Genomic DNA, 23,940 nt, shown 5'->3' on the forward strand with positions numbered 1-23,940 from the left:
TTGTCGAAGCACCGTCCGCGTCTGGACGACTGAAGGCAGTACGGCCCTTCGACAAGCTCAGGGCGAACGGGAGAGGGCCAGTCCCCTCGCAATCTGTTTCAGCCCGCCGCACCGCGGCACCAGGAGTACGACCATGGCCCGCAGCCATCCGCTCGAGCGCTATCGCAATATCGGCATCATGGCGCATATCGACGCCGGCAAGACGACGACGACCGAGCGCATCCTCTATTACACCGGCAAGTCCTACAAGATCGGCGAAGTGCATGAAGGCACCGCGACGATGGACTGGATGGAGCAGGAGCAGGAGCGCGGGATCACGATCACGTCGGCTGCGACGACGTGCAAGTGGCGCGCGCAAGAGGGCAAGGGCGAAGAGCATCTGATCAACATCATCGACACGCCCGGGCACGTCGACTTCACCATCGAAGTCGAGCGTTCGCTGCGCGTGCTCGACGGCGCGGTCGCATGCTTCGACGGTGTCGCCGGGGTCGAGCCGCAGTCGGAGACGGTGTGGCGCCAGGCCGACAAGTACGGCGTGCCGCGCATGTGCTTCGTCAACAAGCTCGATCGCACCGGTGCCGATTTCTATTACTGCGTCGATTCGATCATCGAGCGGCTGGGCGCGCGTCCGGCGGTCCTGTATCTGCCGATCGGCATCGAGGGCGGGTTCAAGGGTCTGGTCGACCTGGTCGAGAACCGCGCGATCATCTGGCTCGAGGAGAGCCTGGGCGCGAAGTTCGAATATCAGGACATCCCCGAGGACATGGTGGAAAAGGCCGCCAAGTATCGCAGCGACCTGATCGAGATGGCCGTCGAGCAGGACGACGACCTGATGGAAGCGTATCTGGAGGGCAACGAGCCTTCGGTCGCCGACCTCAAGAAGCTGATCCGCAAGGGCACGCTGTCGATGGCGTTCGTGCCCATCGTGTGCGGTTCGGCGTTCAAGAACAAGGGCGTCCAGCCGCTGCTCGACGCGGTTGTCGATTTCCTGCCGAGCCCGCTCGACGTTCCCGCGATCAAGGGCGTGAAGCTCGACGGCGTGACGCCGGACGAGCGTCCGTCGTCGGACGATGCACCGTTCTCGGCGCTGGCGTTCAAGATCATGAACGATCCGTTCGTCGGCACGCTGACCTTCGCGCGCATCTATTCGGGCAAGCTCGAGGCCGCTTCGGTCGTAACCAATTCGGTGAAGGACAAAAAGGAAAAGGTCGGCCGCATGCTGTTGATGCATGCGAACAGCCGCGAGGACATCCAGGAAGCGTTCGCAGGCGACATCGTCGCGCTGGCGGGGCTCAAGGACACGACGACCGGTGACACGCTGTGCGCGGCGAATGCTCCGATCATCCTCGAGCGGATGGAGTTCCCGGACCCCGTCATCGAGCTGTCGGTCGAACCTAAGACCAAGGCCGACCAGGAGAAGATGGGCGTCGCGCTCAATCGCCTGGCGCGCGAGGATCCGTCGTTCCGCGTGTCGTCGGATGCCGAAAGCGGCCAGACCATCATCAAGGGCATGGGCGAGCTCCATCTCGAGATTCTGGTCGATCGCATGAAGCGCGAGTTCAAGGTCGAGGCCAATGTCGGCGCGCCGCAGGTCGCCTATCGCGAGTATCTCGGCAAGAAGGTCGATATCGACTATACCCACAAGAAGCAGTCGGGTGGGTCGGGCCAGTTCGGACGCGTCAAGCTGACCGTCGTTCCGGGCGAGCGCGGGTCGGGCTTCCAGTTCTTCGACGAGGTCAAGGGCGGCAATATTCCCAAGGAATATATCCCCTCGGTCGAGAAGGGCATGCGCGAGACGGCGGAAACCGGATCGCTGATCGGCTTTCCGATCATCGATTTCGAGGTCCACCTGACCGACGGCGCGTATCATGACGTCGACTCCAGCGCGCTGGCGTTCGAAATCTGTGCGCGCGGCGCGATGCGCGAAGCGGCGCAGAAGGCGGGCATCAAGCTGCTCGAGCCGATCATGAAGGTCGAGGTCGTCACTCCGGAGGATTATCTGGGCGACGTCATCGGCGACATGAACTCGCGGCGCGGACAGATCCAGGGCACCGACAGCCGGGGCAACGCCCAGGTGGTCGAGGCGATGGTCCCGCTGGCGAACATGTTCGGATATGTGAACCAGCTGCGTTCGTTCACGCAGGGACGCGCGCAATATTCGATGCAGTTCTCGCACTATGACGAAGTCCCCGCCAACGTCGCCGACGAAGTGAAGGCGAAATTGGCCTAACGCGCCGTGGCGCTTGGGCTGGCGTAACCAGCAAACAGTCGTTATGGGGCCGCGTTCGCGCGGTCCCGCTTAGCGGCAGGCGAATTCGAATCAGAAGGTAGGAAACAATGGCCAAGGCAAAATTCGAGCGGAACAAGCCGCATCTCAACATCGGCACCATCGGTCACGTCGACCATGGCAAGACCTCGCTGACCGCAGCGATCACCAAGGTTCTGGCGGAAACGTCGGGCGGCACCGCCGTCGACTTCGCCAACATCGACAAGGCTCCCGAAGAGCGCGAGCGCGGCATCACCATCTCGACCGCGCACGTCGAGTACGAGACCGCCAACCGCCACTATGCGCATGTCGATTGCCCGGGCCACGCCGATTATGTGAAGAACATGATCACCGGTGCCGCGCAGATGGACGGCGCGATCCTGGTCGTGTCGGCGACCGACGGCCCGATGCCGCAGACCAAGGAGCACATCCTGCTCGCCAAGCAGGTCGGCGTGCCGACGATGGTCGTGTTCCTCAACAAGGTCGACCTGGTCGACGACGAGGAAATCCTCGAGCTGGTCGAGATGGAGATCCGCGAGGAACTGTCGAAGCGCGAGTTCGACGGCGACAACATCCCGATCATCCGCGGTTCGGCTACGGCCGCTCTGTCGGGTTCGGATGCCAAGCTGGGCCAGGAAGCTGTGCTGGCGCTGATGGCAGCCGTCGACGAGTCGATCCCCGAGCCCGAGCGCCCGCTCGACAAGCCGTTCATGATGCCGATCGAGGACGTGTTCTCGATCTCGGGTCGCGGCACCGTCGTCACCGGCCGCGTCGAGACCGGCGTGGTCAAGGTTGGTGAGGAAGTCGAGATCGTCGGCATCACCAACACCCGCAAGTCGGTCGTCACCGGCGTCGAGATGTTCCGCAAGCTGCTCGACCAGGGCCAGGCCGGCGACAATATCGGCGCGCTGCTGCGCGGCGTCGGCCGTGAGGACGTCGAGCGCGGCCAGGTTCTGGCCAAGCCGGGTTCGATCACGCCGCATACCGACTTCAAGTCGGAAGTGTATGTGCTGTCGAAGGACGAGGGTGGTCGCCACACGCCATTCTTCGCCAATTATCGTCCGCAGTTCTACTTCCGCACGACCGACGTCACTGGCACGATCGAACTGCCCGAGGGCACCGAGATGGTCATGCCCGGCGACAATGTCGCGCTCGGCATCAAGCTGATCGCACCGATCGCAATGGACGTTGGCCAGCGCTTCACGATCCGCGAAGGCGGCCGCACCGTCGGCGCCGGCGTGGTGAGCGGCATCGACAAGTAATCGCACTGCCCCATTCGGGGGCATTGTGATCGACAAGGCCCGGCTTCCCCCAGGGGAGGCCGGGCTTTTTCGTGTTAACGGCTATCGCACCGGGCGCCGACGCACCGGCTTGACGATGAACTCTACATATGTAGGATATGGGCATGGTCCGAAGCCGCAAGCCGTCCCGCCAGATGTCGCGCCTGTTGGCCGCGCTGCATGATGCCGCGCCGGGATGGGTGCATGGGTACGACCTCATGAAGCGGACCGACTTGATGTCCGGAACGCTCTATCCGCTGCTGATCCGGATGGCCGAGCAGGATCTGGTCGAATCCGAGTGGCAGGATGCGGCGCAGCCCGGGCGGCCGCAGCGCCATGCCTATCGCCTTACCGCCAAGGGGATCGCCCTGGCCCGCGCCGTTCGCGACGATGCGCCGTTGCCGAGCGGTGCGAAGAGTTCCGCGGCATGACGGCGAAGCTCGCCCGGACGACGCTGAGCATCGCGTTCCACCTGATGCCGGCCCATCGCGCCGGGTGGGCAGCAGCAATGCAGGGCGAGTTCGATGCTGCGCTGTCGGATCGCCGGCCGCTGGCGTTCGCGGCGGGCTGCCTGTTGGCTGCTCTCCGCGACCTTCCCGCGCATATCGAAGGTCGCTTCGTACTCACCAGCCATGCGCTTGCATATGGTTTGCTGCTGCCATCGGCGGCGCTACTGCTTGTCAGTGGCCTGTCCGGCTATCCCTTTGTCGGGACGGCAGGCGGCGACCTGGCGGCGGTGCTTCCGGGGCATGGGGGCAGGGTGCTGTTGCTCAACGCCGGCAATCTGCTGTCGGCCCCGGCCTTCGTACTGCTGGTTCTGTTGCTGTCGGCGGTACATTGCCTGCTCGCCTGGTGGTTGATCGAGCGCGACTGGGCCCGGCTCGGCGCTGCGGCCCGGCTGGGAGCGGCGGTGATGACCACGCTGTTGCTGCTGGGAGCGATCACCGCACTTGGCGCAGTCGGCATGATCGTGCCGCTGCTGTGGATGACCGTGGAACTGCTGTTGCTGGGATTGCTGGTAGTCCGATACCGACAGTCGGTTGAGGAGGATCGGCTGCCGCCGAATGTCGTCGCCGGGTAAATCGGGCGTCCCGCAGGGGATTTGATACCAAGGAGGATATGGATGAGGATTTGCCGCGTGTTTCGCGGGGTGATGGCGTTCGCCCTGATTTCAGCCTCTTCATTTCCGGGAACATCGGCGCCCGCGGGCGCGGCGCATCGCATTCCCGGCCATCCCGCCATCCCGGAGCGGCGCGTCGATATGACCTTTCGCTCCGATCCCCTCGTCACGCTGGCCGGTACGCTGAGCCTGCCGGTGTCGACGGAAGGCGGCCCGGTTCCGGTGGTCCTGATCCTCCCTGGACATGGGCCGTGGGAAGGCGGCGGCTTTCCGGACCTGGTCGCCAGGCTGGCCCGGTTGGGCATCGCCAGCTTCGAATATGACAAGCGCGGCATCGGCCAGTCACTCGGGTCGTTCGACGACCGGATGGAGCCGATCACCCGCGATGCCGCGGCCGCGGTCGCCTTTCTGCGTACCCGGCCGGAGATCGACCCGCGGCGGATCGCCGTGCTAGGGATGAGCCAGGGCGGGGCGGTCGCGCCCGCGCTCGCAGCGGCCGATGGCGATATTGCGGCGGTGGTGACGCTCGCGGGACCGGCGGGGAAGCGCGGCGCAATGTTCCTCGATTCGATGCGGGAGGTGCTGCGTCGCGGTGGCATGGAGGCGGCGGCGGCGCAGCGGGTGGCAGTGGCGGCAGCGCCGCTGATGACCGCAATGTCGCAGCATGCCGCGCCTGCCAGCTTGGTGCCGTTGAAAGGCGCGGTCGCCGGCGCGCTGGTCGAGGCGGGCTGGAACCGCGAGCAGGCCGATGGGGCGCTAGCGACGCTGGCCGATCCCGTGGTGGTGTCGCAGTTCGGCGTCGGTACAAGCGAAGCGCTGAGCGCCCTGCGCGTCGGTGTGCTTGCGGTGTATGCCGCCGAAGACGACATCGTCTTGGGGACGATAGCCCAGCCTGCAGCGAGAGCGGCGCTCGCCGGAAATCCCGACGCGACGGTGATCGAATTGCCCGCGGTCAATCACGTATTTCAGCAGCGCTCCGTCGATCTGGCTGGACGACACTCCTTCTCTGGGCCGAGCGTGTCGGACGCGATGACGCTGGACGTCGTGAGCGGATGGCTTGCCCGGCGTCTTGCGCCGGTTTCCGCCATGGCCCGGGATTGAGGGAGGTGACGATGCGCTTCGCTGCAACGGCAATTATCCTCTGCATGCTCGCAAGCTGCGGACCCCCTTTGCCGCCGCCGCCGAACCGCGTGTTCGACGGCCTTCCGGTCACCGGCGTCCCCGCATTTGCCGAGACGCTGGGGTTCACGCCGTGCTTCGACACGTCCGACTCGCTTCGCTGCCGCAAGGATGCGGTGATGGTCATGGGCATCGGGCCGTTTCGCGCAGCGGTCGACGTGCGCGACGGCCGGTCCGGCTTCGACCAGCTCACCGTGTGGAACGATGGCAATCAGGACGCCTTGTTCGCCGTGAGCAAGCGGTTGGAGCAGTTGGGATGGCAGGTCTGCCGCACCGGACAGGAGGATCGCGGCGATCAGGCGATCTGGACCCGGGCGGGCGCACAAATCCGCTTTTCGATGGACCTGAGCTATTGGGGCAAGCGCCGGCTGCGGCTGCTGCCCGAACTCGGCCAGCCGACCGGGCGATGCTGGTAGCAGGCGGCGGGCAGGCGATCGGCATGCACCTGCGCGAAATATCGTGTCGCCGGGGTTGATCCCTGCCGCGACTGACTATACAGGCCCACCTTCGGTTTTTGAATGAACAGCAAGAGGCGGCCTTTCAGCCGTCGCCCGGCGTTGTCGGCGTGACGATTGGACTAGCTGCTCCGCTCTTTCGCATCGGTAGGGATCCATGGACACCAATATCCGCATTCGCCTGAAGGCGTTCGACCATCGCGTGCTCGACCAGGCGGCCGGCGACATTGCCGACACCGCGCGTCGCACCGGCGCTCTCATCCGTGGCCCGATCCCGCTGCCCACGCACATCGACAAGTTCACCGTCAACCGCGGCCCGCACATCGACAAGAAGTCGCGCGAGCAGTTCGAGACGCGCACCTACAAGCGCATGCTCGACATCGTGCAGCCGACCCCGCAGACGGTCGATGCGCTGATGAAGCTGGACCTGGCCGCAGGCGTTGACGTTGAGATTAAGCTGGCGTAATAGCGCGGCTTCCGCGAATTCCTAGGGATTCGCGTCACCCCGGCGCAAGCCGGGGTCTCGTTGAGGAGGGCGCTTCGCTCACCACGAGGAGATGCCAGCATCGCTGGCATGACGAACGCAGACACAAGGGATACCGCCGGCGCCTTCGGGTGCCGGGTCCGCGTCCCCCGTCATGCCCGGTTCGCCGGGCGCCAGCCCGGGACGGGGCACGCTATAGTTTAACGGGTTGAAGCACGCCCGCGTGGGAATCGTCCCTCGCGGGCCTCTGTATGAGGAGTGTTGGATCATGCGCACTGGCGTGATCGCGAAGAAAATGGGGATGACCCGCCTGTTCAACGACGATGGTCGGCACGTGCCGGTCACCGTCCTTGCACTCGAAGGTGTTCAGGTCGTTGCCCGTCGCGAAATGGACAAGGACGGCTATGTCGCGCTGCAGGTCGGCGCGGGCACGGCCAAGGCGAAAAACACCGCCAAGCCGCAGCGCGGACATTTCGGCAAGGCCGAGGTCGAGCTCAAGGCGCAGCTGTGCGAATTCCGCGTCGCCGACGACGCGATGCTCGATGTCGGCGCCGAGATCGGCGCGGATCATTTCGTCGCGGGCCAGATGGTCGACGTTTCGGGCAAGACGCAGGGCAAGGGCTTTGCCGGTGCGATGAAGCGCTGGGGCTTCGGAGGTCTGCGGGCGACCCACGGTGTGTCGCTGAGCCATCGTTCGCATGGTTCGACCGGCCAGCGCCAGGATCCGGGCAAGGTCTTCAAGAACAAGAAGATGGCCGGTCACATGGGCGACCGTAACCGCACCCAGCAGAATCTCGAGATCGTGTCGACCGACGTCGAGCGCGGCCTGTTGTTCGTCAAGGGTTCGGTCCCTGGCAGCAAGGGCGGCTGGCTGATCGTCAAGGACGCGGTCAAGGTGCCGCGCCACGCCGACGCGCCGTATCCGGCCGGCCTGCGCCAGGTCGCCAACAGCAACGAGGCTCCGGCCGAGCAGCCCGAGACGGCCGCTCCCGAAGCTACCGACGGCCAGGAGGGCTGAACGTGAAGATCAAGGTTCAAAGCCTGTCCGGCGCCGATGCCAAGGCCAAGGATATCGAGCTGAACGATGCCGTGTTCGGCGTCGAGCCGCGCGCCGACATCCTGCACCGCGTCGTCACCTGGCAGCTGCACAATCGCCGCGGCACCGCACGTCCGACGCGCGAGCGGTCGGAGGTGTCGCGCACCGGCAAGAAGTTCGGTCGCCAGAAGGGCGGCGGTACCGCTCGCCACGGCGATCGCCGCGCCCCGATCTTCATCGGCGGCGGTAAGGCGCACGGTGCCCGCTTGCGTGATTTCGACAACAGCCTGAACAAGAAGGTTCGCGCGCTGGGCCTCAAGATGGCGCTGTCGAGCCACGCCGCGGCCGGTTCGCTGGTGGTGCTCGACACGCTCGAGCTGAGCGACGCCAAGACCAAGGCGCTCAAGGGCGACTGGGCGAAGATGGGTTTCGGCAAGACCGCGCTCGTCATCGATGGCGACATGGTCGAGAACGGCTTCGCACTGGCAGCGCGCAACCTGCGCGAGATCAACGTGATGCCCGCGGTCGGCGCGAACGTCTACGACATCCTGAAGCATGACACGCTGGTGCTGACGCGCGCCGCGGTCGAAAAGCTGGAGGCGCGCTTCAATGGCTAAGGCTCCCAAGAAGGCGATCGACAATCGCCATTACGACGTGATCCTGGCGCCGCACATCACCGAGAAATCGACGATGATGTCGGAGCACAACGCAGTCGTGTTCAAGGTGGCGGGCGATGCGTCCAAGCCGGAGATCAAGGCAGCGGTCGAAGCGCTGTTCGACGTCAGCGTGCTGAACGTCAACACGCTGGTCCAGAAGGGCAAGACCAAGAAGTGGAAAGGCGCCCCGTATCGGCGCTCGGACATGAAAAAAGCGATCGTGACGCTGAAAGACGGCGACTCGATCGACGTGACGACGGGGATCTGAGGCAATGGCGCTCAAGAATTACAACCCGACTTCGCCGGCGCGGCGCGGCCTTATCCTGGTCGACCGCTCGGCGCTGCACAAGGGCGGCCCCGTCAAGGCGCTGACCGAAGGCAAGCGCAAGACTGGCGGTCGCAACAACAAGGGTCACGTGACCTCGCGCGGCATCGCCGGCGGGCACAAGCAGCGCTATCGCATCGTCGATTTCAAGCGCCGCCTGTGGGACGTCGAAGGCACTGTTGAGCGGCTGGAATATGATCCCAACCGCACCGCGTTCATCGCGCTCGTCAACTATGGCGCGGGCGAGGACGGCAAGGAGCGTCAGGTCTACATCATCGCGCCGCAGCGCCTGTCGCCGGGCGACAAGGTGGTCGCGGGCAAGAAGACCGACGTCAAGCCGGGCAACGCGATGGAACTGGGCCAGATGCCGGTCGGCACGATCGTCCACAATGTCGAGATGAAGCCCGGCAAGGGCGGTCAGCTCGCACGTTCGGCAGGCACCTATGTGCAGGTCGTCGGTCGCGACAAGGGCATGGTGATGATCCGCCTGAACTCGGGCGAGCAGCGCTATATCCGCAGCGACTGCATGGCGACGGTGGGCGCGGTGTCGAACCCCGACAACGCCAACACCAACCTCGCCAAGGCGGGTCGCAACCGTTGGAAGGGCATCCGCCCGCTGACGCGTGGCGTCGCCAAGAACCCGGTCGACCATCCGCACGGCGGTGGTGAAGGCCGCACCTCGGGCGGCCGTCATCCGGTCACGCCGTGGGGCAAGCCGACGAAGGGTGCGCGCACCCGTCACAACAAGTCGACCGACAAGATGATCATCCGGTCGCGTCACGCGAAGAAGAAGGGCTAAACCATGGCTCGTTCCGTTTGGAAGGGTCCGTTCGTGGACCTCAGCCTTCTCAAGAAGGCGCAGGCGACCCAGGAGGCCGGCGGTCGTTCGCCGATCAAGACCTGGTCGCGCCGTTCGACGATCCTGCCGGATTTCGTCGGCTTGACGTTCAACGTCTATAATGGCCGCAAGTTCGTGCCGGTGTCGGTCAACGAGGACATGGTCGGCATGAAGCTCGGTGAGTTCGCGCCGACGCGCTTCTTTCCCGGCCACGCAGCCGACAAGAAGGGTAAGCGCTGATGAGCAAGCCTAAAGCCCCCCGCCGCGTCGCGGATAACGAGGCGCTGTCGGTCGGCACGCAGATCCGTGGTTCGGCGCAGAAGCTGAACCTGGTCGCGGCGCTGATCCGCAACAAGCCGGCCGGCGATGCGATGAACATCCTGGCGTTCTCGCGCAAGGCAATGGCCGTTGATGCCCGCAAGGTATTGGCATCGGCGATCGCCAATGCCGAGAACAACCACAATCTCGACGTCGATGCACTGGTCGTGACCGAGGCGTCGGTCGGCAAGTCGATCACGATGAAGCGCTTCCACACGCGTGGCCGCGGCAAGTCGACGCGCATCCTGAAGCCGTTCAGCCGCCTGCGCATCGTCGTGCGCGAGCAGCAGGAAGAGGAAGCCTGATATGGGTCACAAGAGCAATCCAATCGGCCTGCGCCTGCAGATCAACCGCACCTGGGACAGCCGCTGGTTCGCCGAGGGCGCGGACTATGGCCGCCTGTTGCTGGAAGATCTGAAGATCCGCCAGTATATCATGAAGACGCTGAAGCAGGCGGCGATCTCGAAGGTCGTGATCGAGCGCCCGGCGAAGCTGTGCCGCATCTCGATCTATGCCGCGCGCCCCGGTGTCATCATCGGCAAGAAGGGCGCGGACATCGAGAAGCTGCGCAAGAAGCTCGGCACGATGACCGCTTCGGACGTGAGCCTGAACATCGTCGAGATCCGCAAGCCGGAAGTCGATGCGCGCCTGGTAGCGCAGGGTATCGCCGACCAGCTCGAGCGCCGTATCGCGTTCCGCCGCGCCATGAAGCGCGCGGTGCAGTCGGCGATGCGCCTGGGCGCAGAGGGCATCCGGATCAATTGCGGCGGCCGTCTTGGCGGTGCCGAGATCGCACGGTCGGAATGGTATCGCGAAGGCCGGGTGCCGCTGCACACGCTGCGCGCCAATATCGACCATGCTGAGGCCGAAGCGCACACCGCGTACGGCGTCTGCGGCGTCAAGGTCTGGATCTTCAAGGGCGAGATCCTGGGCCATGATCCGATGGCGACCGACCGTCTTACTTTGGAGGCACAGACCTCCGGCGTGCGTCCGGCACGCGACGACCGTAGGAACTAAGCCATGTTGCAACCCAAGAAGACGAAGTTCCGCAAGGCCTTCAAGGGCCGCATCCATGGCGATGCCAAGGGCGGTACCAGCCTCAACTTCGGCTCGTACGGGCTGAAGGCGATGGAGCCTGAGCGCATCACCGCGCGTCAGATCGAGGCGGCACGCCGCGCGATCACGCGTCACATCAAGCGTCAGGGACGCTTGTGGATCCGCATCTTCCCCGACGTCCCGGTGTCGTCGAAGCCTGCCGAAGTCCGCATGGGTTCGGGCAAGGGTGCGCTCGAATATTGGGCGGCGCGCGTGAAGCCCGGCCGCATCCTGTTCGAGCTGGACGGCGTGCCCGGTCCGCTGGCGGCGGAAGCGTTCGAGCGGGCGGCGATGAAGCTGCCGATCAAGGTCAAGGTCGTGGCGCGTCTCGGCGACACGTCGCACCTGGAGGGTTGAGGACAATGACCAAGGCAACCGATCTTCGGGCGAAGTCCGACGACCAGCTGGGCGAGGAGCTCGGCAATCTGAAGCGCGAGGGATTCAACCTGCGCTTTCAGGCGGCGACGAGCCAGCTCGAGAAGCCGAGCCGCGTGCGCGGGGTCCGCAAGGACATCGCCCGCATCAAGACACTGCAGGGCGAGCGTAGCCGCTCGTCGGCAAAGTAAGGGACGAAACCATGCCGAAGCGCGTGCTGACCGGGATGATCGTCTCGGACAAGACCGACAAGACGGTGGTCGTGAACGTGGAGCGCAAGGTCAAGCACCCGCTCTACGGCAAGATCATCCGCCGCTCGAAGAAGTATCATGCCCATGACGAGGGCAACGAGTATCGCGAGGGCGAGACCGTGCGCATCGAGGAGACCGCGCCCATCTCGAAGCTCAAGACCTGGAAGGTGATCGCGCGGGTCAACACCCATGCGACGCCCGAAGAGGTCGCGGCGGAAGCCTAAGCAGCGTCGGCTCATTTGAGCCGGATGATTTGGATGGAACCCCCGGGACGTGTCCCGGTAGGCCAAGAGAGAAGGAACCGGATCGATGATCCAGATGCAGTCCAATCTCGACGTCGCTGACAATAGCGGCGCGAAGCGGGTGCAGTGCATCAAGGTGCTGGGCGGCTCGAAGCGTCGCGTAGCCGGCGTGGGCGACGTCATCGTCGTCAGCGTCAAGGAAGCAGCACCGCGCGGCCGCGTGAAGAAGGGTGACGTGCATCGCGCCGTCATCGTCCGCACGCGCAAGGACATTCGCCGCGCCGATGGCTCGGTGATCCGCTTCGACGGCAATGCCGCGGTGCTGGTGGGAAAGAACGAGGAGCCGATCGGCACTCGCATCTTTGGCCCGGTGGTCCGCGAGCTGCGCTCGAAGGGCTATATGAAGATCATTTCGCTCGCTCCCGAGGTGCTGTGATGGCTGCCGCAAAGATCAAGAAGGGCGACCGCGTCGTCGTCCTGTCCGGTAAGGACAAGGGCAAGACCGGTGAGGTCGTCCGGGCGATGCCCAAGGACGGCAAGGTCGTCGTGCAGGGCGTCAACATCGCCGTGCGCCACAAGAAGCCGAGCCAGGCCGAGCCGCAGGGTGGGCTGGAGCGCCGCGAGGCGCCGCTGCATGCTTCGAAGGTCGCGCATGTGACCGCCGACGGCAAGCCGACCCGCGTTCGTTTCGAAACCCGCGACGGCAAGAAGGTCCGTGTCGCCGTGAAGACCGGGGAGGCCATCCATGGCTGATAAGTATGTTCCGCGGATGCGCGGCAAGTACGACTCTGAAATCGCCAAGGCGATGACCGAGAAGTTCGGCTACAAGAACGCGCTCGAGGTTCCGCGGATCGACAAGATCGTGCTGAACATGGGCGTTGGCGAAGCGACGCAGGACAAGAAGAAGGTCGAGGCGGCAGCTGCGGAAATGGAGCTGATCGCCGGCCAGAAGCCCGTCGTCACCAAGGCCAAGAAGTCGATCGCGCAGTTCAAGCTGCGCGAAGGCATGCCGATCGGCGTGAAGGTAACGCTTCGCCGCGAACGCATGTACGAGTTCCTCGACCGGCTCATCACCATCGCGATGCCCCGCATCCGCGATTTCCGCGGGCTGAACCCTAAGTCGTTCGACGGCCGTGGCAATTACGCCATGGGCCTGAAGGAACAGCTCGTATTCCCCGAGATCAGCTATGACCGCATCGACAAGGTGCGCGGCATGGATGTCATCGTCACCACCACCGCGAAGACCGACGAAGAGGCTCGCGAGCTCCTGCGTCTCTTTGGTTTCCCGTTCCCGATCGAGGCGAACGACGAAACCAAGCAGGCGGCATAGGAAAGGAAGAACTTAAGTCATGGCGAAACTGAGTTCGATCAACAAGAACGAGCGTCGGCGCATGCTGGTCAAGAAGTATGCCCCGAAGTACGCGAAGCTGAAGGCGATCGCGAACGACACGTCGCTCGACGACACCGACCGCTTGATCGCGCGGCTGAAGATGGCGGAAATTCCGCGCAACGGGAATCCGACGCGCATCCGCAACCGTTGCGAGCTGACCGGGCGTCCGCGCGGTTATTATCGCAAGTTCCGTCTGGCGCGCGTCATGCTGCGTGATCTGGCCAATAAGGGCCTGATCCCCGGCGTCACGAAGTCGAGCTGGTAAGGGTACGAAGATGGCTTTGACCGATCCACTGGGTGATATGCTCACCCGCATCCGCAACGGCCAGCGCGCGCGCAAGGACTCTGTCCTGACGCCTGCGTCGAAGCTGCGCGCCCGCGTGCTCGACGTGCTCGCCCGCGAAGGATATATTCGCGGTTACAGCGAGGAGGACATGGGTCCTGCCGCCGGCATCCGCATCGAGCTGAAATATTTCGAGGGACAGCCGGCGATCAAGCACGTCGCGCGCATCTCGAAGCCCGGCCGCCGCGTCTATTCGGGGTCGAAGGACCTGCCGACGGTGCGCAACGGCCTGGGCATCACGATCGTATCGACGCCTCGCGGCGTTCTGTCCGACGCGGAAGCGCGCGAGCAGAATGTCGGCGGCGAAGTGCTGGCGGAGGTGTTCTGATGAGCCGCATCGGCAAGAAGCCGGTCAGCGTCCCGTCGGGCGTGACCGCGACCGTCGCGGGCGGCGAGATTTCGGTCAAGGGTCCCAAGGGCACCCTGACGATGCCGCTGGCCGACGACATCAAGTACGAGGTTCAGGACGGCGGCATCGCGGTGACGCCTGCCAACGACACCAAGCGCGCCCGTGCCTTTTGGGGCATGCAGCGCACCCTGGTCCAGAACCTGGTCGATGGCGTGACCAATGGCTTCACCAAGAAGCTGCTGATCACCGGCGTCGGCTATCGTGCGACCGCCCAGGGCAAGAACCTCAAGCTGCAGCTCGGCTATTCGCACGACGTCAACTTCGCGGTGCCGGAGGGCATCGAGATCAAGACGCCCGACCAGACCACGGTCGAGATTTCGGGCATCGACAAGCAGAAGGTGGGTCAGGTCGCGGCCGAGATCCGTCGCTGGCGCAAGCCCGAGCCGTACAAGGGCAAGGGCATCAAGTACGACGGCGAGTTCATCTTCCGCAAGGAAGGGAAGAAGAAGTAATGACCAAGGGCATGTCTCTCTTCGAGAAGCGGCGTCGCCGCAACCGCACCGCGCTGCGCGCGCGGGGATCGGGCCGCGCGCGGCTGTCGATCCACCGTTCGGGCCAGCACATCTATGCGCAGGTGATCGACGATGCCGAGGGCAAGACGCTCGCGGCCGCATCGACGCTGGACAAGGATGTGCGCGGCAAGACGGGCGCGACTGCCGAAGCCGCTGCCGATGTCGGCAAGCGCGTCGCCGAAAAGGCGAAGGCGGCGGGCGTGACGCAGGTCGTGTTCGACCGCGGCGGCTTTCTCTATCATGGACGCGTCAAGGCGCTGGCGGATGCCGCGCGTGAAGGCGGATTGGAGTTCTGAGCATGGCGGATGACAACAACCAGACGGCAGCCCCTGCCGAGGCACCCGCGCAGGACTCTAATGCCGGTGCTCCGCGCGGTCCGCGTGGCGGCCGCGGGCGCGGCGGCCCGGGCGGCGGTCGCGACAATCGCGGTGGTGGCCGTGACAATCGCGGTGGACGCCGCGACAATCGCGGTGGCGGCGACGATGGCGGCGAAGAGCTGATCGAGAAGCTGGTCCACATCAATCGCGTGTCGAAGACGGTCAAGGGCGGCAAGCGCTTCGGCTTTGCGGCGCTGGTCGTCGTCGGCGACGGCAAGGGCCGGGTCGGTTTCGGCCACGGCAAGGCGCGCGAAGTGCCCGAGGCGATCAGCAAGGCGACCGCGGCAGCCAAGAAGGCGATGATCCGCGTCCCGCTTCGCGAAGGCCGCACGCTGCATCATGACGGCACCGGCCATTTCGGCGCGGGTCTCGTCTATGTCCGCACCGCACCTGCAGGCACCGGCATCATCGCCGGCGGCCCGATGCGCGCCGTGTTCGAGAGCCTTGGCGTTGCCGACGTGGTGACCAAGTCGACGGGCACGTCGAACCCCTACAACATGGTCCGCGCGACCTTCGAGGCGCTGGGCGACCAGTCGAGCCCGAAGGCGGTTGCCCAGCGTCGCGGCAAGAAGATCGCCGACCTGCTGGGTCGCGGCGGATCGCAGACCGCCGAGGCTGATGCCGCGGCACTGGTGGAGTAAGCGACATGGCGACCATCAAGATCACTCAGACCGGTTCGCCGATCCGCCGCGACCCGAGCCAGCGCGCGACGCTGATCGGGCTCGGCCTCAATAAGATGCACCGCACGGTGGAGCTGACGGATACTCCCGAGGTCCGCGGCATGATCCGCAAGGTGCACCACATGGTGAGCGTGGCGGAGTAATTCGCGACGTTCCCGGGTGACAGAACGACGGAAGGGGGCTAAGCGGCCCCCTTCCGATTTTTAGCGCGACAGAAGCGAAAGCGAGTGCACGACATGAAACTCAACGACATCCGTGACAACAAGGGCGCCCGCAAGGAGCGCGTTCGCGTCGGGCGCGGCATTGGTTCCGGCCTGGGCAAGACCGCCGGACGCGGCCAAAAGGGTGCCAAGGCACGCTCGGGCGTCGCGATCAACGGCTTCGAGGGCGGTCAGATGCCGCTCCACATGCGGATCCCGAAGCGCGGCTTCAACAATCCGTTCGCCAAGGACTATGCCGAGATCAATCTGGGCATGATCCAGAAGGCGATCGATGCGGGCAAGCTCGACAACGACGCGACGATCGATCAGGCGGCGCTCGACGCAGCGGGCCTGACGCGCGGCGGCAAGCATGGCGTGCGTCTGCTGGGCAAGGGCGAGTTTTCGGCCAAGCTCAAGTTCGTGGTCGCCGGTGCGTCGAAGGGCGCGCGGGAAGCGGTCGAGAAGGCGGGCGGATCGGTCGAGGTGATCGAGGTGGTCCCTGCTGCCGAAAAGGCCGCGGCCAAGAAGGGCAAGGCTCGCGAGGCACGCATCGCCGACAAGGACGCCAAGAAGACTGCCGCCAAGAAGTAAGGTTTGGGGAGGGCAGCGATGCTCTCCCCATTTCCGTTCGTCCCGAGAGCGATCGAGGGACATGGGCGAGCGCTGACGGAGCGCATGCCAGGCCTTCGGGTCGCCAGATAGCGTGTCTAGGCTTCGCTCGACACCGGCGGCGTGGAGGCGTGAGGAGCGCCGGGTTAGACATCCCGTCGCCATCGCCTATATGCACGTCCGACACGGGCGAAAGTTCCGCCCGATCTGATTCCCGGGACATACGAACACATGGCATCTGCAGCCGACAACCTCGCCACCAGCATCAGCCTGTCGAAATTCGGCAAGGCCACCGACCTCAAGAAGCGTCTGTGGTTCACGCTGGGCGCGCTCGTGATCTTCCGCATGCTCAGCTATGTGCCGCTGCCGGGGATCGATCCGACCGCGCTCGATCTGCTCGCGCAGCAGACGCAGGGCGGCGTGATGGACTTTTTCAACACCTTTTCGGGCGGCGCGCTCGAACGCATGTCGATCATCGCGCTGGGCGTGATGCCGTACATCACCGCGTCGATCGTGGTGCAGCTTGCGTCCTCGCTCAGCCCGACGCTGGCGGCGATCAAGAAGGAAGGCGAGAGCGGGCGCAAGAAGCTCAATCAATACACGCGCTACGGCACGGTCGGGCTGACCGCGGTGCAGGGCTATTTCATCGTCGTCGGGCTCGAGGCGTTCGGCGCTTCGGCGGGCGCGCAAGCGGTGGTCGAGCCGGGGCTGGTATTCCGCATCGGCGCAGTGATCTCGCTGATCGGCGGGACGATGTTCCTGATGTGGCTGGGTGAGCAGATCACCAGCCGCGGCATCGGCAACGGCATCTCGCTGATCATCATGGCGGGCATCGTCGCGCATCTGCCGACGACGCTGGTGCAGCTGTTCGAGGGGTCGCGTTCCGGCTCGCTCAACCCGATCAACGTCGTGCTGATCATGGTTGCGGTGGCGGCGCTGGTGCTGTTCATCTGCTTCATGGAGCGCGCACAGCGCCGCATCCTGATCCAGTACCCCAAGCGCCAGACGGCGCGCGGCGTCCAGGCCGAGCGCAGCCATCTGCCGCTCAAGATCAACACCGCGGGCGTGATCCCGCCAATCTTCGCATCGTCGCTGCTGCTGATGCCGCTGACGGTCAGCCAGTTCGCGGGGCAGGATGCGGCCGCGGGCGGAGGCAGCGGGTGGTGGAGCGAGTTTCTCATCACCATGAACCAGACGCTGCAGCACGGGTCGCCGACCTACATGCTGCTCTATGGCCTGGGCATCATCTTCTTCTCGTTCTTCTACACCTCGGTCGTGTTCAATCCCGAGGAGACGGCCGACAATCTCAAGCGCTATGGCGGGTTCATCCCCGGCATCCGCCCGGGCAAGAACACCGAGACCTATTTCGATTACGTGCTGACCCGCATCACCGTGATCGGCGCGGCGTATCTGACGGTGATCTGCCTGTTGCCCGAATATCTCGTCTCGGCGATGTCGATCCCCTTCTATCTGGGCGGCACTAGCCTTCTCATCGTCGTCAACGTAACGATGGATACGGTGACGCAGATCCAGTCGCATTTGCTGGCACATCAGTATGGCGACCTGATCAAGAAGGCGAAGCTCAAGGGCGGCCGCGCGCGCTGAGGCGCGGGGTTAGCGACGAACGGGGGAGGGCGCGTGGACATCATTCTCTTGGGGCCGCCGGGAGCGGGCAAGGGCACCCAGGCGAGCCGGCTCGAGGACGAGCGCGGCATGGTCCAGCTGTCGACCGGCGACATGCTGCGCGCGGCGGTGAAGGCCGGCACGCCGACCGGCGTCCAGGCTAAGGCGGTGATGGAAGCGGGCGAACTGGTTTCCGACGCGATCGTGTCGGGGATCATCGGTGAGCGGCTCGACGAACTGGGCAGCGGGCCGGGGCTGATCTTCGACGGGTATCCGCGAACCGCGGCGCAGGCCGAGGCGCTGGACGGGTTGCTGACGGCGCGCGGGCGCAAGCTCGATCAGGTCATCGAACTGGTAGTCGACGAGGACGCGCTGGTCGAGCGGATCACCGGGCGCTTCACCTGCGCCAAATGCGGCGCCGGCTATCATGACGTCTTCAAGCTGCCGATAGTGGCCGGGGTGTGCGATGTCTGCGCATCGACCGAGTTCAAGCGCCGTCCCGACGACAATGCCCAAACCGTGCGCACCCGGATGGCCGAATACCGCGCCAAGACCGCGCCGATCCTGCCGGTCTACGAGGCGCGCGGGCTGGTGCGGCGTGTCGATGGAATGGCCGATATCGGCGAGGTGACCGCGGCGATCGAGGCGATATTGGACGGCAGCGCGCGCTGAGATATGCGCTTTGCCGAAATGGTTCCACAAATCATGGTTGACACTGGCCGCATCGCTTGACAGCGGCCTCGTCTCAGCCTAATTGACGGCTCTTCCGAAACCCCGGTCGTTCCGGCGGCGCTATTTCGCGTCCGCCGATTCCGTGCGTTTCGGAATAGCAACGCTACGAGATGGGGCTCGCTGCCATGCGGTGCCTCGTGGAGCTGGGAGAAAATATTTCATGGCACGTATCGCGGGTGTGAACATCCCGACCAACAAGCGCGTTGTCATTGCGCTTCAGTATATCCACGGCATCGGCCCGGCCAAGGCCAAGCAGATCACCGACACGCTGGGCATCGTTCCCGAGCGCCGGGTGCAGGACCTGACCGATCAGGAAGTCCTGCAGATTCGCGAGACGATCGACGCGACCCACACGGTCGAGGGCGATCTTCGCCGCGAAACCGCGATGAACATTAAGCGGCTGATGGACCTGGCCTGCTATCGCGGGCTGCGCCATCGCAAGGGCCTGCCGGTCCGTGGCCAGCGCACGCATACCAATGCGCGCACTCGCAAGGGCAAGGCCAAGGCGATCGCCGGCAAGAAGAAGTAAGCGCGGCGCGCGAACTTCTCCGCGGGAGGCCGGTTTGAGGTTGAGTGCCTCCCGGTCTTCGCATCAGGATATCAAGGTCAGGATATACTCCAATGGCACGTGAACCGCAGCGCCTTCGTCGGCGCGAACGCAAGAACATCACCGCAGGCGTCGCGCATGTGAACGCCAGCTTCAACAATACGATGATCACCATCACCGACGCGCAGGGCAATGCCATTTCCTGGTCGTCCGCGGGCATGATGGGGTTCAAGGGATCGCGCAAGTCGACCCCCTATGCCGCGCAGGTCGCAGCCGAGGACGCCGGGAAGAAGGCCGCTGAGCACGGCGTCCGCACGCTCGAGGTCGAGGTCAAGGGTCCGGGTTCGGGCCGCGAGTCGGCGCTGCGCGCACTGCAGTCGGTGGGATTCCAGATCACGTCGATCCGCGACGTGACGTCGATCCCGCATAACGGCGTTCGCCCGTCGAAGCGCCGCCGCGTCTAATCCAGCGATTGGACGTCGAGGCGGGGCCGGCTGCGGCGTCGCCTCAAAACGCATTTCCGGCGGGAGCCTCCCACTCCTCCCGTCCAACCTAGGGGAAGCCCGTGTCCGTCAACGCTAAGAATTGGCAGGAACTCAAGAAGCCCAGTGGCCTCGAGAAGAAGTCCGGCGGCGATCCCAAGCGCAAGTCGACCTTCGTTGCCGAGCCGCTCGAGCGCGGCTTCGGCCTGACGCTCGGCAATGCGCTGCGCCGCGTGCTGCTGTCGTCGCTGCAGGGTGCCGCCGTTACGTCGATCAAGATCGAGAACGTCCTCCACGAGTTCAGCTCGCTGGCGGGCGTTCGCGAGGACGTCACCGATATCGTCCTCAACGTCAAGCAGATCGCGATCCGCATGCAGGGCGAAGGCCCGAAGCGGCTGCAGCTTTCCGCGACTGGCCCGGCCGAGGTCAAGGCAGGCGACATCGCCGTTTCGGGCGATATCGAAGTGATGAACCCCGAACTGGTGCTGTGCCATCTCGACGAAGGCGCGACGCTGAACATGGAACTGACCGCCGATGTCGGGAAGGGCTATGTCCCAGCCGCGGGCAACCGTCCGGCCGACGCGCCGATCGGCCTGATCCCCGTCGATGCGCTGTATTCGCCGGTGCGGCAGGTGTCGTACAAGGTCGATCCGACCCGCGTCGGACAGGACCTTGATTACGACAAGCTGACGCTGACCATCGAGACCGACGGCACCGTCACGCCGGACGACGCGCTCGCCTACGGTGGCCGCATCCTGCAGGACCAGCTGGCCCTGTTCGTCCACTTCGACGATTCGGCAGTGACGCGTTCGGCACCTGCGGCGATCGGTGGCATGCCCCAGGCTGCACCGGAAGCATCGGGCGACACCGCGACGATCAACCGCTATCTGCTCAAGAAGGTCGACGAGCTCGAGCTGTCGGTGCGCAGCGCCAATTGCCTCAAGAACGACAACATCATCTATATCGGCGACCTGGTCCAGAAGACCGAAGCCGAGATGTTGCGCACGCCGAACTTCGGGCGTAAGTCCTTGAACGAGATCAAGGAAGTGCTGTCGTCGATGGGGCTGCGGCTGGGGATGGAAATCCCGGGCTGGCCGCCCGAGAATATCGAGGAAATGGCCAAGAAGCTCGAGCAGGAGATCATGGGGTAATCGCAGCGGACCAGCGCAAGCTGATCCGCGCCGCGGCCGATGATAACAAGCTGGATTCCCGCCTTCGCGGGAAGGACGAGAATGGGTGGGCCGCGTCCCCACCAGGTCTGGGGTTTCCGTGAAACGGCCCCTTAACGAACGAAGGAAATTTCCATGCGTCATAAAGTCGGCGGCCGAAAGCTGCAGCGTACCTCCGCCCATCGCGCGGCTCTGTTCCGCAACCTGTCGGCAGCGCTGATCAAGCACGAGCAGATCACCACCACCGTCGCTAAGGCCAAGGAACTGCGGCCGTGCGTCGAAAAGCTGGTGACGCTGGCCAAGAAGGGCGGGCTTTCGAACCGCCGCCTGGCGCACGCACGGCTGCTCGACGATGTGCAGCTGGTCAAGCTGTTCGACGTGCTGGCGACGCGCTATGCCGACCGCGCCGGCGGCTATACCCGCATCATCAAGGCCGGCCCCCGCGCGTCCGACCAGGCGCAGATGGCGATCATCGAGTTCGTCGATCGCGACGTCAGCGCCAAGGGCCAGGATTCGGGTCCGGTGATGGGCGACGAGGAGTATGAAGACGCGGCGTGATTGCCACCGTCGTTCGACCGCTTGAGACAAAGGCCGTGCCCGCATAGGGTGCGGCCTTTATCGTATCCGAAGGACGACCCATGCGCCTCGCTTCGCTGTTGCTGCTGCCGCTCCTGTTCGCTGCGCCGATCGCAGCCACCCCCGTGACCGAGGATCCTACCAGCCCGATGCCAATGCCGTTGACCTATCCGACCACCGAGCGCGGCGACGTGACCGAAACGCTGTTCGGCGAGGCGATCGCCGATCCCTATCGCTGGCTCGAGAACGACGTCCGCAACGATCCCAAGGTGGCGCAGTGGGTCGCTGCGCAGAACCGCGTGACCGACGCCTATCTCGATACGCTGCCGGGGCGCGATGTGTTCAAGGCGCGGCTGACCGCGTTGTTCGATTACGAACGGTTCGGACTGCCCGAAGCGAAAGGCGGCCGCTATTTCTATGCGCACAATTCGGGGCTGCAGAACCAGGCGGTGCTGTATGTTCGCGACACGCTGGCAGGCGAAGGCCGCGTGTTGATCGACCCCAACACATGGTCGAAGGACGGCGCGACGGCATTGGGCGAATCGCAGCCGTCGGAGGATGGCACAAAGCTGCTCTACACCATTCAGGACGGCGGCAGCGACTGGCGCACGGTCAAGGTTCTCGACGTGGAGACCGGAAAGCCGCTCGAGGACGAGCTGAAATGGGTCAAGTTCTCTGGCTTTGCCTGGGCGAAAGACGGATCGGGCTTTTTCTATTCGCGCTTTCCCGAACCGGCAGGCGGGCAGGAGTTCCAGGCGCTCAACGAGAACCAGGCGGTCTATTTCCACAGGCTCGGCACGCCGCAGAGCGCCGACGTGCAATATTACGCGACGCCCGAAACGCCCAAGCGTGGGCACAGCGCGGGCGTCACCGACGATGGCCGATGGCTGGTGATCTATACCACCGAGGGGACCGACAACAGCAACGAGGTCACGCTGATCGACCTGGAAGATGCCGACCGGACCCCGCGCAAGCTGATTTCCGGCATCGACCATGAATGGAGCGGCGTCGGCAATCAGGGGACGACCTTTTACTTCCTGACCAACAAGGACGCGCCGCGTTCCAAGATCGTCACCATCGACGTGGCGCAGGCGAACCCGGTACCGCGCGACCTGATCGCGCAGGACGACGCGGTGCTGCAGGGCGCCGGGATCGTCGGCGGGACCATCATTGCGTCCTATCTGGTCGACGCCAAGACCGAGGTGCGGCGCCATAGCCTCGACGGCAAGCCGCTCGGTGCGGTGGCGTTGCCGGGGATCGGCACCGCGGCGGGGTTCGGCGGCGATCAGGACGATGCCGAAACCTTCTTCGCCTTCACCAGCTTTGCGACGCCGACGACGATCTATCGCTACGACGTCAAGACCGACCGGGCGACGCCGTGGGCCACGCCCGACGTCGATTTCGATCCCGCGCTCTATGACGTCGCGCAGCGCTTCTACGAATCGAAGGACGGCACGCGGGTGCCGATGTTCGTGGTCAAGCGCAAGGACGTCACCGGCCCCGCGCCGACGCTGCTGTACGCCTATGGCGGGTTCAACATCTCGATGCTTCCCGCGTTCAGTGCTTCGCGGGTGGCGTGGATGGAGCAGGGCGGCGTGCTTGCGGTCGCGAACATTCGCGGCGGCGGCGAATATGGCAAGACGTGGCATGACGGCGGTCGGCTCGCCAACAAGCAGAACGGCTTCGATGATTTCATCGCGGCGGGCGAGTATCTGATGGCGCAGGGGATCACCGGCAAGGACCAGCTGGCGATCCAGGGCGGATCGAACGGGGGCCTGCTGGTCGGCGCGGTCGTCAATCAGCGGCCCGACCTGTTCGCGGCGGCACTGCCCGCGGTGGGCGTGATGGACATGCTGCGCTTCGACCGCTTCACCGCCGGGCGCTATTGGGTCGACGATTATGGCTATCCGTCGAAAGAAGCCGATTTCAAGGTGCTGCGCGCCTATTCCCCCTATCACAACATCGCGTCGGGCAAGGTCTATCCGGCAATCCTCGCGACCACGGCGGACACCGACGACCGGGTCGTGCCGGGGCATACGTTCAAATATACCGCAATGCTGCAGGCGTCCGATATCGGTGACAAGCCGCATCTGGTTCGCATCGAGACGCGCGCCGGGCATGGGTCGGGCAAGCCGACCGACAAGGTGATCGAGGAGACCGCCGATCTGTGGGCTTTCGCGGCGAAATGGACGGGTCTGGAGGTTACCGCTCCGTGACGGCGCAGCGACCGCGAAAGGCCGAGGGTTTGAGTGTGATGCGGATGATGGTGTCGTCCGCCGCGCTTCTGCTTGCCGCTTGCGCGGACGATAGCGGGCCCGCGAACAACGCGTCCGAGGCAGAGCCGGTCGCGGACGCCTCGCCGCCTTCGCGT

The 23,940-nt window shown here is 64.9% G+C and carries 34 protein-coding genes; all 34 read left to right on the forward strand.

From position 1 onward, the window contains the following. Positions 1-133 precede the first annotated feature (133 nt). The 34 genes from fusA to FHY50_RS01190 all read left to right on the forward strand — a co-directional run bounded on the left by fusA (position 134) and on the right by FHY50_RS01190 (position 23,785). Positions 134-2,230: an elongation factor G gene (gene fusA, locus FHY50_RS01025; protein WP_140046557.1), complete on the forward strand. Its 2,097-nt coding sequence runs from the start codon at positions 134-136 to the stop codon at positions 2,228-2,230. A gap of 107 nt (positions 2,231-2,337) precedes the next feature. Next, on the forward strand, positions 2,338-3,528 hold the full coding sequence (tuf, locus tag FHY50_RS01030; protein WP_140046558.1) for an elongation factor Tu: 1,191 nt from the start codon (positions 2,338-2,340) through the stop codon (positions 3,526-3,528). Positions 3,529-3,701: 173 nt separating this feature from the next. Continuing rightward, the gene (locus tag FHY50_RS01035) at positions 3,702-3,977 is read left to right on the forward strand and encodes a PadR family transcriptional regulator (protein ID WP_140046559.1); all 276 of its coding nucleotides are present in this window, start codon (positions 3,702-3,704) and stop codon (positions 3,975-3,977) included. Next, a complete protein-coding gene (locus FHY50_RS01040) occupies positions 3,974-4,627 on the forward strand; it encodes a hypothetical protein (RefSeq protein ID WP_140046560.1) in 654 nt (217 codons plus the stop codon). The genes FHY50_RS01035 and FHY50_RS01040 overlap by 4 nt, the downstream gene beginning before the upstream one ends. 42 nt (positions 4,628-4,669) lie before the next feature. Then, positions 4,670-5,767 carry an alpha/beta hydrolase family protein gene (locus tag FHY50_RS01045; protein ID WP_140046561.1) on the forward strand — a complete coding sequence of 366 codons (1,098 nt, stop codon included), beginning with the start codon at positions 4,670-4,672 and terminating at the stop codon, positions 5,765-5,767. A gap of 11 nt (positions 5,768-5,778) precedes the next feature. Further along, positions 5,779-6,261 (forward strand): hypothetical protein, encoded by a 483-nt coding sequence (locus FHY50_RS01050; protein WP_244935270.1) that lies wholly within the window; start codon positions 5,779-5,781, stop codon positions 6,259-6,261. A 196-nt stretch (positions 6,262-6,457) separates the two neighbouring features. Next, the gene (rpsJ, locus tag FHY50_RS01055) at positions 6,458-6,766 is read left to right on the forward strand and encodes a 30S ribosomal protein S10 (RefSeq protein WP_140046562.1); all 309 of its coding nucleotides are present in this window, start codon (positions 6,458-6,460) and stop codon (positions 6,764-6,766) included. A 286-nt stretch (positions 6,767-7,052) separates the two neighbouring features. After that, on the forward strand, positions 7,053-7,802 hold the full coding sequence (gene rplC, locus FHY50_RS01060) for a 50S ribosomal protein L3 (protein WP_140046563.1): 750 nt from the start codon (positions 7,053-7,055) through the stop codon (positions 7,800-7,802). A gap of 2 nt (positions 7,803-7,804) precedes the next feature. Beyond that, complete coding sequence (gene rplD / locus FHY50_RS01065; protein WP_140046564.1) at positions 7,805-8,437, forward strand: 50S ribosomal protein L4; 633 nt, start codon at positions 7,805-7,807, stop codon at positions 8,435-8,437. Beyond that, positions 8,430-8,744: a 50S ribosomal protein L23 gene (locus FHY50_RS01070; RefSeq protein WP_140046565.1), complete on the forward strand. Its 315-nt coding sequence runs from the start codon at positions 8,430-8,432 to the stop codon at positions 8,742-8,744. The genes rplD and FHY50_RS01070 overlap by 8 nt, the downstream gene beginning before the upstream one ends. Before the next feature lie 4 nt (positions 8,745-8,748). Further along, positions 8,749-9,600, forward strand: coding sequence for a 50S ribosomal protein L2 (rplB, locus tag FHY50_RS01075; RefSeq protein WP_140046566.1), 852 nt, complete (start codon positions 8,749-8,751; stop codon positions 9,598-9,600). Positions 9,601-9,603: 3 nt separating this feature from the next. Continuing rightward, on the forward strand, positions 9,604-9,879 hold the full coding sequence (gene rpsS / locus FHY50_RS01080) for a 30S ribosomal protein S19 (protein ID WP_140046567.1): 276 nt from the start codon (positions 9,604-9,606) through the stop codon (positions 9,877-9,879). Then, positions 9,879-10,262 carry a 50S ribosomal protein L22 gene (gene rplV, locus FHY50_RS01085; protein WP_140046568.1) on the forward strand — a complete coding sequence of 128 codons (384 nt, stop codon included), beginning with the start codon at positions 9,879-9,881 and terminating at the stop codon, positions 10,260-10,262. Before rpsS ends, rplV begins: the two co-directional genes overlap by 1 nt. A gap of 1 nt (position 10,263) precedes the next feature. Then, a complete protein-coding gene (gene rpsC, locus FHY50_RS01090; protein WP_140046569.1) occupies positions 10,264-10,974 on the forward strand; it encodes a 30S ribosomal protein S3 in 711 nt (236 codons plus the stop codon). A gap of 3 nt (positions 10,975-10,977) precedes the next feature. Continuing rightward, on the forward strand, positions 10,978-11,409 hold the full coding sequence (gene rplP, locus FHY50_RS01095) for a 50S ribosomal protein L16 (RefSeq protein WP_140046570.1): 432 nt from the start codon (positions 10,978-10,980) through the stop codon (positions 11,407-11,409). Positions 11,410-11,414: 5 nt separating this feature from the next. Then, entirely contained in the window at positions 11,415-11,618 is a 204-nt protein-coding gene (rpmC, locus tag FHY50_RS01100) for a 50S ribosomal protein L29 (RefSeq protein WP_140046571.1), read from the forward strand. An 11-nt stretch (positions 11,619-11,629) separates the two neighbouring features. Further along, positions 11,630-11,902 carry a 30S ribosomal protein S17 gene (gene rpsQ / locus FHY50_RS01105; RefSeq protein WP_140046572.1) on the forward strand — a complete coding sequence of 91 codons (273 nt, stop codon included), beginning with the start codon at positions 11,630-11,632 and terminating at the stop codon, positions 11,900-11,902. An 85-nt stretch (positions 11,903-11,987) separates the two neighbouring features. After that, a complete protein-coding gene (gene rplN, locus FHY50_RS01110) occupies positions 11,988-12,356 on the forward strand; it encodes a 50S ribosomal protein L14 (RefSeq protein WP_140046573.1) in 369 nt (122 codons plus the stop codon). After that, positions 12,356-12,673 carry a 50S ribosomal protein L24 gene (gene rplX, locus FHY50_RS01115; protein ID WP_140046574.1) on the forward strand — a complete coding sequence of 106 codons (318 nt, stop codon included), beginning with the start codon at positions 12,356-12,358 and terminating at the stop codon, positions 12,671-12,673. The genes rplN and rplX overlap by 1 nt, the downstream gene beginning before the upstream one ends. Further along, a complete protein-coding gene (gene rplE, locus FHY50_RS01120) occupies positions 12,666-13,250 on the forward strand; it encodes a 50S ribosomal protein L5 (RefSeq protein WP_140046575.1) in 585 nt (194 codons plus the stop codon). The genes rplX and rplE overlap by 8 nt, the downstream gene beginning before the upstream one ends. A 19-nt stretch (positions 13,251-13,269) precedes the next feature. Further along, the gene (gene rpsN / locus FHY50_RS01125; protein WP_140046576.1) at positions 13,270-13,575 is read left to right on the forward strand and encodes a 30S ribosomal protein S14; all 306 of its coding nucleotides are present in this window, start codon (positions 13,270-13,272) and stop codon (positions 13,573-13,575) included. A gap of 10 nt (positions 13,576-13,585) precedes the next feature. After that, entirely contained in the window at positions 13,586-13,981 is a 396-nt protein-coding gene (gene rpsH, locus FHY50_RS01130; protein ID WP_140046577.1) for a 30S ribosomal protein S8, read from the forward strand. Next, positions 13,981-14,514, forward strand: coding sequence for a 50S ribosomal protein L6 (gene rplF / locus FHY50_RS01135; RefSeq protein WP_140046578.1), 534 nt, complete (start codon positions 13,981-13,983; stop codon positions 14,512-14,514). Before rpsH ends, rplF begins: the two co-directional genes overlap by 1 nt. Further along, entirely contained in the window at positions 14,514-14,870 is a 357-nt protein-coding gene (gene rplR, locus FHY50_RS01140) for a 50S ribosomal protein L18 (RefSeq protein WP_140046579.1), read from the forward strand. Before rplF ends, rplR begins: the two co-directional genes overlap by 1 nt. Positions 14,871-14,872: 2 nt before the next feature. Beyond that, entirely contained in the window at positions 14,873-15,592 is a 720-nt protein-coding gene (gene rpsE, locus FHY50_RS01145) for a 30S ribosomal protein S5 (protein WP_140046580.1), read from the forward strand. Between the two features lie 5 nt (positions 15,593-15,597). Then, entirely contained in the window at positions 15,598-15,774 is a 177-nt protein-coding gene (rpmD, locus tag FHY50_RS01150) for a 50S ribosomal protein L30 (RefSeq protein ID WP_140046581.1), read from the forward strand. 93 nt (positions 15,775-15,867) lie between these two features. Then, positions 15,868-16,422 (forward strand): 50S ribosomal protein L15, encoded by a 555-nt coding sequence (rplO, locus tag FHY50_RS01155; protein ID WP_140230969.1) that lies wholly within the window; start codon positions 15,868-15,870, stop codon positions 16,420-16,422. A gap of 249 nt (positions 16,423-16,671) precedes the next feature. After that, entirely contained in the window at positions 16,672-18,045 is a 1,374-nt protein-coding gene (secY, locus tag FHY50_RS01160) for a preprotein translocase subunit SecY (protein ID WP_140046582.1), read from the forward strand. Between the two features lie 33 nt (positions 18,046-18,078). Continuing rightward, on the forward strand, positions 18,079-18,735 hold the full coding sequence (locus FHY50_RS01165; RefSeq protein WP_140046583.1) for an adenylate kinase: 657 nt from the start codon (positions 18,079-18,081) through the stop codon (positions 18,733-18,735). 220 nt (positions 18,736-18,955) lie between these two features. Next, positions 18,956-19,324, forward strand: a complete 369-nt coding sequence (gene rpsM / locus FHY50_RS01170) for a 30S ribosomal protein S13 (RefSeq protein WP_140046584.1) — start codon at positions 18,956-18,958, stop codon at positions 19,322-19,324. A gap of 92 nt (positions 19,325-19,416) precedes the next feature. Continuing rightward, positions 19,417-19,806 carry a 30S ribosomal protein S11 gene (gene rpsK / locus FHY50_RS01175; RefSeq protein ID WP_140046585.1) on the forward strand — a complete coding sequence of 130 codons (390 nt, stop codon included), beginning with the start codon at positions 19,417-19,419 and terminating at the stop codon, positions 19,804-19,806. A 101-nt stretch (positions 19,807-19,907) separates the two neighbouring features. Next, a complete protein-coding gene (locus FHY50_RS01180; protein WP_140046586.1) occupies positions 19,908-20,975 on the forward strand; it encodes a DNA-directed RNA polymerase subunit alpha in 1,068 nt (355 codons plus the stop codon). A 153-nt stretch (positions 20,976-21,128) separates the two neighbouring features. Next, a complete protein-coding gene (rplQ, locus tag FHY50_RS01185) occupies positions 21,129-21,551 on the forward strand; it encodes a 50S ribosomal protein L17 (protein ID WP_140046587.1) in 423 nt (140 codons plus the stop codon). Positions 21,552-21,631: 80 nt separating this feature from the next. Then, on the forward strand, positions 21,632-23,785 hold the full coding sequence (locus tag FHY50_RS01190; RefSeq protein ID WP_140046588.1) for a prolyl oligopeptidase family serine peptidase: 2,154 nt from the start codon (positions 21,632-21,634) through the stop codon (positions 23,783-23,785). The last annotated feature ends 155 nt before the right edge of the window (positions 23,786-23,940 follow it).

This window comes from Sphingomonas japonica (assembly GCF_006346325.1).
Lineage (GTDB): Bacteria > Pseudomonadota > Alphaproteobacteria > Sphingomonadales > Sphingomonadaceae > Sphingomonas > Sphingomonas japonica.